Consider the following 10,687-nt stretch of genomic DNA (forward strand, 5'->3'; position numbering starts at 1 on the left):
CGGGCAGGTCCTGGGGTTCGGCCCAGGCGAATACGTTTTCCAGGGGCACGGTCGCGTCGGCGGAGCCGTGGATGACGAGGGTGTCGGCCGGCACGGCTTCGGTGTCGTAACGGCGGGTGCCCTCCACGAAGCCGGCGGCGGTGCCCACCAGCACCAGGCGCTGGGCCGGATGGCCGGATCCGGCCAGGCGCTTTGCCACCCGGGTCTGGCAATAGGCGCCGAAGGAAAAGCCGGCCAGGGCGACGGGCAGGTCGCCCGCGCGGCACTTGGCATCGTGCAGCACGGCAAGCAGGTCCTCGGTCTCGCCGATGCCTTCGTCGTGCACGCCTTCGCTGCCGCCCACGCCCCGGAAGTTGGGGCGAAAGGCGGCATAGCCCAGATGCACGAAGGTCCTGGCGAGGGTGTAGGCGACCTTGTTGGTGTTGGCGCCGCCGCCGATGGGGTGGGGGTGGGCGATCAGGGCGATGCCGCGCGGCGCGCCCGGATTTTCCATGATCACTTCGATCCGGCCCGCCGGGCCGGCCACGAAGATTTTTTCCTCGACGACTCTCATATCCGCAAACGCTCCACGACCTTGCCGCCCAGAAGATGGGACTGGAGGATCTCTTCCACATCGCTCGCGTCGATGCAGGTGTACCAGCTGGCCTCGGGATAGACCACCAGCACCGGCCCTTCGTCACAGCGGCCCAGGCAGCCGGCCTTGTTGATCCGCACTCCGGCGGCATCCAGCCCGAGTTCCCGGGCCCGGTTTTTGGCATATTGGAATAGTTCGGTGCCGCCCCGCGCGTGACAGCAGGGCTCCGCCTCGGGGCGCTGGTTGCAGCAGAAGAAGACGTGATGCTTGAAGTGGCTCATGACAGGCTCGGAGAAATGGCAAGACCGTGATTATGCCGCCACTGGCCGCGTTGTTTGAACCTTGAGACAGGAAAACAGGTGGAAAAAAGGTACGGCCAGCCCGGGCTGGCCTCCTCGAGCTTACAACTGCTCGAATTCGGCCTTTTCAGTCTTGGAATCGTGACCGGAAGCCCCGAAGCAAAGCAGCCCGGCGCCACGCAGGGGCAGGCTTTCCCGCCGCAGGAAAATTTCGGGCTCGCCGGCAAAGGTGATGAAGGTGCCGTTGGTGCTGAGATCAACAAAAAAGTAACGGCCATCGCGGCGCTCGATGCGGGCATGCTGGCGGGATGCCTTGCCGTCTTCGATCACCACGTCGTTGCCGTGTTCCCGGCCCAGGGTCAGGAAGGGGGTCTTCTCGTCGAGCAGATGGGACTTGCCCCGGTAGCGCACGCAGAGCTTGGGCTGACCATCCGGGAGCGGATGAAAATCAGGCGGGGGCTGATCATTGTTCATGGCCCCGGCACTTCGCTCCAGATCCTCCAGCGCCAGCAGCGAGGTGGAAGTGAGGGTGGACGGCAGGTCGTCATCGTCGAGCTCGTGCCAGATCAGTTCCATGACCTGAAAGGCCTCGCCGCCGCTCAGTTCGAGCTGATGCAGGTCACGCACCCGGACCCCGATGCTGTGGGCCACATCCACGAGCACTTCCCGGCTGCAAAGAATCTGGTCGGGCAGGGCGAGTTCCAGCAGTTGGGTGGCAATGAGGCTGGCCCGCTCCTCTCCTTCGGCCTCATGGACCCCCAGACGGATGTTGAGTTTGACCCCGGAGACCGGGGGCAGGTCCGCCACCCGGCGCTGCATTTCGATTGCGGCCAGGCTGGCTTCTTCGGGTGTCGGGAACGCTGCCGTGATCTGCCCGGAACCGGAGCGCACCAGACGCCCCCGGAACCCGTCCACCACCCGCTCCACCCGCTTCAGGCAACGCTCGACAGCGTGAGCGGCTTCCGTTTCGCCGAGCCGGCTGCCCAGGCGTACTCCACCGATGATTTCGCCACGAACTATGGTGATCACTGTGCTGCCCTCCGGTTTAACCGGTGTTGTATGGAAAAAGTTCCCGAATCATAACAAAAACCCCTTGTCTTCAATATATTGAACTCAAGTTCCAGTCCTCTGAACTGACGGGCAGAGGGAACGGGGTGACGGGCGGTAGTACGGGGGCATCAAATACCGTATCCCCTTCGGGCACCACGCTGCCCAGGGTCAGGCCCTTGAAATCAAAGAGGCCATTGTCGGCCAGGTGAGAGGGAACCACGTTCTGCAGGGCCGTGAATACGGACTCGGTGCGGCCCGGGAAACGCCGGTCCCAGTCCTGCATCATTTCACGGATCTTCTGACGCTGCAGGTTTTCCTGGGAGCCGCACAGGTTGCAGGGAATGATGGGAAACCCCATGCCCCGGGCGTAGCGGGCGATGTCGTTCTCGGCACAGTAGGCCAGGGGGCGGATCACGATGTGGGCACCGTCGTCGGTCACCAGCTTGGGGGGCATGGCTTTCAGCTTGCCGCCGAAGATGAGGTTGAGGAACAGGGTGTGCACCATGTCGTCCCGGTGGTGGCCCAGGGCGATCTTGTTGGCGCCCAGCGCCTTGGCGGTGCGGTAGATGATGCCGCGGCGCAGGCGGGAGCAGAGCGAACAGGTGGTCTTGCCCTCGGGAATCTTCTCCTTCACCACCGAGTAGGTGTCGGCTTCGATGATGCGGAAATCGACGCCGATCTTCTCGAAGTAGGCCGGCAGCACGTCGGCGGGGAAACCCGGCTGCTTCTGGTCCAGATTCATGGCGATCAGCTTGAAATCCACCGGCGCCCGTGCCTCCATGGCCATCAGGATCGACAGCAGGGTGTAGGAATCCTTGCCGCCCGAGACACAGACCAGGAGGGTGTCGCCGTCCTCGATCATGTTGTAGTCCGCGATGGCCTTGCCGACCTGGGATTCCAGACGTTTCTTGAGTTTGTTCAGGGTATTGCTCATGGAATTCCTGCGTCAGAGATAAGCGGTCCGGCCGCCGTCCACATTCAGGACCTGGCCCGTCATATAGGGTGCATCGAGAAGCAGGAAGCGCACCGCCCGGGCGATGTCCTCGGGGGAGCCTTCCCGCTTCAGCAGGGTGTGGTCGATGATGGCGGCCCGTTCCGGCGGGGGCAGCTGGCCGTCGTCGGGCCAGAGGATGGGGCCGGGCGACACGGCATTCACCCGCACTTCCGGCCCCAGTTCCAGGGCCAGCGCCCGTGTCAGGGTGAGCAGGGCGCCCTTGGCGGCCGAATACAAGGGGTAAGCCTTGAGGGGCCGCTCCCCGTGCACATCGGTGATATTGACGATGGCTCCCCGGCTGGCCTGCAGATGGGGAGCCGCGGCCTGGGAGAGGAACAGGGGCGCCTTGAAGTTGCTGCCTACCAGATCGTCCCAGGCGGCTTCATCGATCTGTCCCACCGGGGTGGGGAAAAAGCTGGAGGCGTTGTTGATCAGGGCATCCAGCCTGCCAAAATCCGCCACCCCTTGCTCCACCATGGCTTCCAGGCCGGGAATGTCGCGCAAATCGACCCGATACAGGCGCACCGAGCCCGGCCGGCCGGCATTCAGGCTCCCGGCCAGGGCCTTGGCCCCGGCTTCATCCCGCCGGTAATGCAGGGCCAGATTGGCGCCCGCGGCATGCAGCAGCCGGGCCATACTCGCGCCGATGCGCCGGGAAGCGCCGGTAATCAGGATGGTCTTGCCCCGCAGGGGAAGGGAGTTGGCATGCATGAGGCGGGATTTTACGTCATTCCCGCGCCCGGCCGCCTGCCGTCAGGCCTGGCCCAGGCATACAATGGCGCCTTTTTTCGGGAAGCCGCCATGTCCCTGCCTGCCCCCGCCCCCGAGGCCCTGGCCCACAGCCAGCGACTGGCCGACCTGATCCGCCAGGAAATCCGCGCCGCCGGGGGCTGGATTTCCTTTGCCCGGTTCATGAGCATGGCCCTGTATGCCCCGGGCCTGGGCTACTACACGGCCGGGGCGCGCAAGTTTGGGGCGGCCGGAGACTTCGTCACGGCGCCGGAGCTGACCCCTTTGTTCGGACGGGCCCTGGCCCGTCAGGCCGCCCAGGTGATGGCCGCCTCCCGCCCCTTCATCCTCGAAGCCGGCGCCGGTTCCGGCCGCCTGGCCGCCGACCTGCTCCTGGCCCTGGAGGCCATGGGCAGCCTGCCGGAACGCTATTTCATCCTCGACATTTCCACCGACCTGCGCCAGCGCCAGCGGCAATGGCTGGCCCGGGAAGTGCCGCGGCTGCTGGAGCGGGTGGAATGGCTGGATGCCCTGCCGGAAAGTTTTTCCGGTCTGGTGCTGGGCAACGAATTGCTGGATGCGATGCCGGTGCACTGCGTCACCTGGGAAGACGGGGCCGTGCTGGAAAAGGGCGTGGCCCTCGATGCCGATGCGCAGTTCCGCTGGCAGGACAAGCCCGCCGGCGGGCGCCTGCTGGAAGCGGCCACCGCCATCGCCGGGGAATGCCTGCTGCCTCCCGGCTTTTCCAGCGAAGTGGCCCTGGCGGCGCCGGCCTGGGTGGCCACCTGGGGGGAGCGGCTGGAGCAGGGCTGTCTGGTGCTGCTGGACTACGGTTTTCCCCGGCGGGAGTTCTATCACCCGCAACGCCACGGCGGCACCCTGATGTGTCATTACCGCCACCAGGCCCACCCGGAACCCTTCTACCTGCCCGGCCTGCAGGATATTACCGCCCACGTGGACTTCACCGGCATCATTGCCGCAGCCCACCCCCGGGGGCTGGAACTCCTGGGCTACACCAGCCAGGCCCAGTTCCTCTTCAACTGCGGCCTGCTGCAGGACCTGGAAACCCTGGGCCCCGGCAGCCTGCCCTACCTGAAGGCCGCCGGGGCCGTACAAAAGCTGGTGCAACCTCAGGAAATGGGGGAGCTCTTCAAGGTCATCGCCATCGGCAAGGGCCTCGCCGAACCGCTGCTGGGCTTCGCACGGGGCGACAAGAGCCACCGCCTGTAAGTCATCCGGCAAGCCCGTGCTTCTCCAGGAAGGCAGCGGGGGCAAGCCGTGATCATTGCTCCAGCCGCTGGCGGATCTCCCCATTGCAGCTGGCAGCGATGCGGGCGTATTCCCCGGGGGTGTCGATCCGGGCCTGGTCGGCCTCGCTTTGTTCCAGCAGCTGCTTTACATAGGGAATCCAGCGCTCGCCCAGTTCCCATTGCAAGCGTTCCTGGGCCTGGCCAGCCGGGCCACGCCAAGGGGCGGAGTCGGCAAAGCGGCGCTCCAGGGCCTGGGTGATTTCCGCCTCCACCTTGCCCACCTGGGCCTTGTAGGTTTCCAGGTGGCGTTGTTCGTGGGCATGAATTTCCTGGTAGGCGCAACTGTCCGGGGGAAACTCCCGGCCGATGAACACGGTGATGGGGTCGAAGCCGTAGGCCAGGGCGAGCTTCGGGCTGGCGCATTCCCACTGGCCGGAGGGGTCGAGCTGACGCTGAATCTCCAGCTTGTAGCGCACCACCGCCTGGCCCCGGGTCAGCCCCAGCACCTGCTGTTGCGGCCGGGCTATGGTCGCCGCCAGCCGGGTCAGGCCCGCCACGCTGAATTCCTGGCGGGTGGTCAGCCGGGCCTCCAGCTTCTGCACCGTGAACGAGGGGGCAGGCAGGCCGGCGCACAGGTCGGCCCAGGCAGCATTCGCCGCCAGGGCGAGCCACAGGCCGGCCAGCAGGCCGGGGCGCTTACTGGCGTACGGCGCGGATGTTGTCGGCAAGGGGAAACGCGCCGCTGCTGCGGCAGGGATTGATGTCCAGCCCGCCGCGGCGGGTGTAGCGGGCATGGACCCGCAGGGCCTCGGGGGCGCAGCGGCGGCTCAGGTCGCAGTAGATGCGCTCGACACACTGCTCGTGGAATTCGTGGTGGCCCCGGAAGGAAACCAGATAGCGCAGCAGCCCGGCCCGGTCGAGCGGCCGGCCGCGGTAGCGGATCACCACCATGGCCCAGTCGGGCTGGCCGGTCACGAGGCAGTTCGATTTGAGCAGGTGGGAGTACAGGGTTTCCTCCACCACCGGGCCATCGGAGGTGCGCAGCAGTTCCGGTGCCGGCTGGTAGGTGTCGCAGCTGATGTCGAGTTCGTCCAGGCAGATTCCGGCCGGGTAGCCGGGCTGCGCCGGGGAGTAGGCGCTCGGCTGTTTGAGGCTGACCCGCACCGGCGCCCCGGCCACGGCGCTGAGATCGCGCGCCAGGATGGCCTCGACCGCGTCCTGGTCGGCAAAGGCCGTCTGGTTGAAGGAATTGAGGTAGAGCTTCAGGGACTTCGACTCGATCAGGTTCGGGCTGTCGGCCGGCACCCGGAAGGTGCCCAGGGCCACCACCGGTTTCCCCTTGGGATTGAGCCAGGAAAGCTCGTAGGCGTTCCAGATGTCCTCCCCCACAAAGGGCAGGGCATCGGGGCGGATGCCCAGTTCGTCCCGCTTCAACTGGCGCGGGATCGGGTACAGCAGTTCCGGCGCGTAATCGGCGCGGTACTCGGTGGGTTTGCCGAGGGGGGAGTGGGGGCTGGGGTCGGGTTGGCTCATGGCGGTGAATTCTACCGGAAAGCCCGCCCGCCCCGGCCGGGGCGCGGGGGTCAGAAACCCATGCGCCGGGGGGTGCGGCCGGGCTTGCTGCTCTCCAGGTCACGAGGCTGCAGGGTGTCGCGCCCTTCCAGCTTGGCGTTGCCGAAGGCGGCCATCAGGTTCTTGCGCATTTCCCGGGGCGGCAGGGCGGCCATGGCGTCGAGCACGTCGTCACTGACATCTTCAGGAAAACCCCAGGCGTGGGCGGCGATGATCTCCCGGTACAGCTGGCGGGCGATGCTGCGTGCCGCTTCCTGGTCCGGGCGGGGGATTTCATAGACCAGCATCCGCGAGAGGATGGGCTCGGGCAGCTGGTGCGCCTCGTTGGCGGTGGAAATCCAGAGGATGTGGCTGGCATCCAGATCCACTTCCACGAACTCGTCCTTGAAATGGCAGGCGGTTTCCCGCTCCAGCAGGCTGTACAGGGAACCCAGGGGATCATAGCGGTGGTCGCCGCCGGCCTTGTCCACCTCGTCCAGCACTACCACCGGGTTGGCGTACTCGCCCTCGATCAGGGTCTGGGCCACCTTGCCGGGCTTGGCATTGTTCCACTGGGAGGAAGCGCCGGAAAGCACCCAGCCGGCGGTGAGGGAGCTCATGGAAACGAATTCGTAGCCGGTGGCCAGATGCCTGGCCAGCGCCTTGGCAAAGTGGGTCTTGCCGACTCCCGGTTCCCCCAGCAGCAGGATCGGCGTGAAGTGCATGGGCTCGTTGCCGGAGACGGCCAGGGCCAGGTACTTCTTCAGGTCGTCCACCACCTCGGAGAAGTTGGGGCACTGCTCGTAGAGGGGGTCCAGGCTGTCGGTGGCCGAAGGCTTGATGGCGTAGCGGACCCCGCCTAGCTTCTTCATCTTTTCGTACAGGGAGTTGAGGGATTCGTTGCGGTGGGAGGCGGCCTCGTCCATGGCTTTTTCAACGGCCTCCACATCGTAGATGGTGCGGAAATCGGCCACGGGAATGCGCATGTTTGTCGTTGCCATGATGTTCTCCTCTGTGCGAAAGACTGCAAAACAAGCTACAGAATGATGACTTCCGGTGCTGCGCTTGAAACCAAGCATCAGTCGTGCCTGAATTCAGGCCGTGGAAGGGTTCCACCCTCCGCCCCTGATCCTGCCCAAACGCCCCGGCTTTCCCGCCGGACCGCTGCTTCTGGCCCGGGGCCTTGGCAGGATGGGCCTGGCCTGGCCTGGGGCCGGAGCCGCCGGCGTGATCCGGCCCAGACCCGCCGCCAGATCCATCGGGCGGATGGGCGGCTCAACAGCGACTGAGCAGGCGGGGAAACTGGTGGGGCTGGCCCAGCACCATGCGCCCGAATTCATCGAGCAAGGCCCGGTTCACCGCCTCCGGGGCGATGCTGTAACGCATCGACCCCAGCCGTTCCAGATTGCGCGCCAGCACCCTCAGGGTGCCGCTGTTCAGGTCCGCTTCCCAACGCACATTCACCTTGATCTCGGGTAAGACGGTAAAGCGGGCTCGTTCCAGGTAGCGGCGTTCGTTGCGGAACTCCTCCACCTTCACATCGAGATTGAGGTCGAACAGGGCCTGGCCGAATTTTTCCGCCACCGTGCCATCCCGTTCCATGACCAGCCCCTTCTGACCGGCCAGGCGGTAGCTGAAACTGACGGATTCCATGGCGGCCCCGGCGCTCTGGGGACGAGAGCGATAATCGGCAAAACCCTGCTGCCAGACCAGCCCCTGCAGTTCCTGGGAACCTGCCACCAGATAGTTGCGGGCAATCGGGGGTTTGATCACGTTCAACTGCTGCACCAGTTCGTGCAGGTAGGCAAAGACCTGGCGCAAGGCATGATCCAGGCGCGATTCCAGCAGGGACTGGTGCTGCTGCTCGGCATTCTGGTGGTTCAGGCAGATTTCCGCCTGGTTGCGCAACTGCTCTAGCAGCCCACCCCCGGGATCGAGCTGCAAGACTGGGGCGCTGACCGCTTCGGCCTGCCGGGCTGGCGCAGAATCGGGCGCTTCGACTCGTGTGGCGCCGCCGGCCAGGATGTCGGGGAATTCCAGCCCGGTCCCGGCGATCAGGCCGGTGGCCCGGAACTGTTCCTCCTCGGCGCGGACCCGGCGGGCGACCGCATCCAGATCAAAGCTGTTGATGTCGGCCAATAAAGCGGTCTCCATCGCCTCTAGTTCGGCCTGGATGCTCTGGCTGGAACGGCGCTCGCGCTTGGCACGGATCGCTTCGGCAATCTGAGCCTGGGCGGAACGGGGGGTGTCTGGATCGGACATGGCGAGGGGTGTCTCTTTGCAAACAGCAAGCTGAAATGCGCTGGTTCGGGAAAGACTATACTGTACTCATACCCTATTACTTAAGGAAGAGTGCCATGGACATCAATACTGTCAACAGTCTTGCCATGCAGACCAGCGCAGGGCAAACCGGTGATGCGGTCAATATCCAGGTCCTGAAAAAGGCCATGGACATCCAGGCTCAGATGGCCGCGCAGTTGATCGCCTCGGTTCCCCCGGTCGCCAGCAACCCGCCCCACCTGGGCCAGAATATCGACATGACGGTCTGACCCGCGCCCCTCAAGGCAGCTGGCTGTCCAGCCACTGTTTGAGGGTTTCCGCGACGTGGGTCCAGTTCTGCTCATGGGTCAGGGCGTGGCCCATGCCCTCGAAGATGTGGGCCGGGGTGCCATAGCTGTGGGCCGTGGCCTGCACCAGAAAGGGCGGCACCATCACATCATGCTCGGCCCCGGCAATGAAGAGTGGGGGCCGCTCCTTGAAGGGCAGCAGGGGCAGATTGAACACGGTCATGTCCCAGATGGCCCGTTGTGACTCTACCTGCATGTGGGCGCGGAATTCTTCCAGGAGGGCATCGCTCACGGGTTGGGCAAACAGGGCCTCCCGGACCGCCTCCAGGCTCGCCATGCCGCCGTTCATGACCTTGTTCAGTTCCAGCATCAGCCCGGGTTTTTGCAGCAGCATGTGGAACTGGGTGGCCGCCAGGCCCTGGGGCGGCACGGCACAGAGCAGCACCGCCGCCGGTGCCGGGCAGCGCTCCAGATATTTCTGCACCACGAAACCGCCCATGGAATGCCCGATCAAGGCGGGGGGCGTTTCCAGCCAGGTGGCCACGGCCGCCACATCCTCGACATAATCGGCGATGCTGAGCCAGTCGATGCGCTCCCGTTCGATACTTGCGCCATGACCGCGCAGGGACACGGCATAGCAGGGATAGCCCGCCGCCGCAAACCAGGGCATGAAGGTGGAAGTCCACATCCAGGCCCCGACAAAGGAGCCATGCACGAAGAGGAGGGGAGTCTCGTGGCCGTCGCGGCCGGGCAGGCAGGCCAGTACCTCGCAGCCAGCAACGGTATGGCTTTGAATCGGAAAGCGCTTGTCCATGATCAGGTATCTTTTCTCGTAGTGAAACGGGCGTAGTGAAGCGTGCAGAGATTTTGTTACAGCAAACAGCTCCGTGCTGAAGTGGCTGCTCACCCTGGCCATCGCCTCCGTCCTTCCTGGACGGCGGGCCCCGATGGCCGTCCGGGCTCAACGCCAGCGGCCCGGTGATGCAGCCGTGCGCGACAAGGCTGAAAACCATTTTTTTGCTTCCCCTTGCGCTTTGCCCGGCGGCTGATATTCATCGTCCATGGGTCCTGAAGTCGGCCCTGAAGTCGGTCCTGAAGTCGGTCCTGAAGTCGGTCCTCAAGTCGGCCCTGAAGTCGGCCTTGAACTCGGCCTTGAAATCGGCCCTCAAGTCGGCCAGGGCCTGGCTCACGGCCGCTACCCGGGCCTGGTGCAGGCGTTCTGGAATGCGCACCTTGTCGGTGCATTCCCTGGCGATGGCGCCGCCGTCCACGGCGCGGAAGGCCGCCGCTGCCGCCCGCCACAACCGCCCCTGGGGGTAAGGGTCGTCGGCGCGGCCCTGCCGCCCCCGGTGATCCGCCTCACAGGCCAGCAGGAAATCCTCAAACCGTTCCGGGCGGCGCTGCACATCGCAGCGCTCCATGAGTTTCACCATGGTGTCCGGACGCAGGCAATGCTCGCCAAAACCGGCCCGGTGTACATTGCCGTGCTGCAGCACCACCAGCCGGGCCAGTTCCCGGCATTCCACCGGCACCCGCAGTCGTTCGCACAGCGCCTGCAGCAAAGGCTCGCCGCGCGCCTCGTGGCCGATGTGCCGGGGCCATTCGGCGGGCGGGGTGCGGCCCTTGCCCAGGTCGTGGGTGAGGGCCGCGAAGCGGGCCGGCAGGGATAGCGC

Annotated in this window: 13 protein-coding genes; 2 read left to right on the forward strand and 11 right to left on the reverse strand. The window is 65.5% G+C overall.

The annotated features are described in order from the left end of the window. From WBH99_RS09310 to WBH99_RS09330, 5 genes are all read right to left on the reverse strand, one after another. A partial coding sequence (locus WBH99_RS09310) for an alpha/beta hydrolase (RefSeq protein ID WP_424219804.1) occupies positions 1 to 553 on the reverse strand: 553 nt, incomplete at its 3' end. Further along, complete coding sequence (locus WBH99_RS09315) at positions 550 to 855, reverse strand: (2Fe-2S) ferredoxin domain-containing protein (protein WP_424219805.1); 306 nt, start codon at positions 853 to 855, stop codon at positions 550 to 552. The genes WBH99_RS09315 and WBH99_RS09310, both read right to left, overlap by 4 nt. A gap of 120 nt (positions 856 to 975) precedes the next feature. Then, positions 976 to 1,902, reverse strand: a complete 927-nt coding sequence (locus WBH99_RS09320; RefSeq protein ID WP_424219806.1) for an FHA domain-containing protein — start codon at positions 1,900 to 1,902, stop codon at positions 976 to 978. Between the two features lie 70 nt (positions 1,903 to 1,972). Then, positions 1,973 to 2,857, reverse strand: coding sequence for a tRNA 2-thiocytidine(32) synthetase TtcA (gene ttcA, locus WBH99_RS09325; RefSeq protein WP_424219807.1), 885 nt, complete (start codon positions 2,855 to 2,857; stop codon positions 1,973 to 1,975). Between the two features lie 12 nt (positions 2,858 to 2,869). Then, entirely contained in the window at positions 2,870 to 3,628 is a 759-nt protein-coding gene (locus WBH99_RS09330) for a pteridine reductase (protein ID WP_424219808.1), read from the reverse strand. Between the two features lie 90 nt (positions 3,629 to 3,718). Here WBH99_RS09330 and WBH99_RS09335 point away from each other — a divergent pair, with 90 nt between their 5' ends. Beyond that, positions 3,719 to 4,876 carry a class I SAM-dependent methyltransferase gene (locus tag WBH99_RS09335; protein WP_424219809.1) on the forward strand — a complete coding sequence of 386 codons (1,158 nt, stop codon included), beginning with the start codon at positions 3,719 to 3,721 and terminating at the stop codon, positions 4,874 to 4,876. Between the two features lie 52 nt (positions 4,877 to 4,928). On the opposite strand, the gene WBH99_RS09340 is transcribed toward WBH99_RS09335, so the two are convergent. The 4 genes from WBH99_RS09340 to WBH99_RS09355 all read right to left on the reverse strand — a co-directional run bounded on the left by WBH99_RS09340 (position 4,929) and on the right by WBH99_RS09355 (position 8,709). Next, a complete protein-coding gene (locus WBH99_RS09340) occupies positions 4,929 to 5,624 on the reverse strand; it encodes a hypothetical protein (protein ID WP_424219810.1) in 696 nt (231 codons plus the stop codon). Next, positions 5,593 to 6,429 (reverse strand): NADPH-dependent 7-cyano-7-deazaguanine reductase QueF, encoded by an 837-nt coding sequence (gene queF, locus WBH99_RS09345; RefSeq protein WP_424219811.1) that lies wholly within the window; start codon positions 6,427 to 6,429, stop codon positions 5,593 to 5,595. Before queF ends, WBH99_RS09340 begins: the two co-directional genes overlap by 32 nt. A 50-nt stretch (positions 6,430 to 6,479) precedes the next feature. After that, positions 6,480 to 7,448 carry an AAA family ATPase gene (locus tag WBH99_RS09350; RefSeq protein ID WP_424219812.1) on the reverse strand — a complete coding sequence of 323 codons (969 nt, stop codon included), beginning with the start codon at positions 7,446 to 7,448 and terminating at the stop codon, positions 6,480 to 6,482. A 274-nt stretch (positions 7,449 to 7,722) separates the two neighbouring features. After that, positions 7,723 to 8,709, reverse strand: a complete 987-nt coding sequence (locus tag WBH99_RS09355; RefSeq protein ID WP_424219813.1) for a hypothetical protein — start codon at positions 8,707 to 8,709, stop codon at positions 7,723 to 7,725. A gap of 95 nt (positions 8,710 to 8,804) precedes the next feature. Between WBH99_RS09355 and WBH99_RS09360 the strand changes: the two genes are divergently transcribed. Continuing rightward, positions 8,805 to 8,996 (forward strand): YjfB family protein, encoded by a 192-nt coding sequence (locus WBH99_RS09360; RefSeq protein WP_424219814.1) that lies wholly within the window; start codon positions 8,805 to 8,807, stop codon positions 8,994 to 8,996. Between the two features lie 10 nt (positions 8,997 to 9,006). Here the strand turns inward: WBH99_RS09360 and WBH99_RS09365 are convergent, their stop codons facing one another. Then, a complete protein-coding gene (locus tag WBH99_RS09365) occupies positions 9,007 to 9,828 on the reverse strand; it encodes an alpha/beta hydrolase (RefSeq protein WP_424219815.1) in 822 nt (273 codons plus the stop codon). A 238-nt stretch (positions 9,829 to 10,066) separates the two neighbouring features. Then, a partial coding sequence (locus tag WBH99_RS09370) for an HD domain-containing protein (RefSeq protein WP_424219816.1) occupies positions 10,067 to 10,687 on the reverse strand: 621 nt, incomplete at its 5' end.

This window comes from Azovibrio sp., assembly GCF_049658005.1.
Lineage (GTDB): Bacteria > Pseudomonadota > Gammaproteobacteria > Burkholderiales > Rhodocyclaceae > Azovibrio.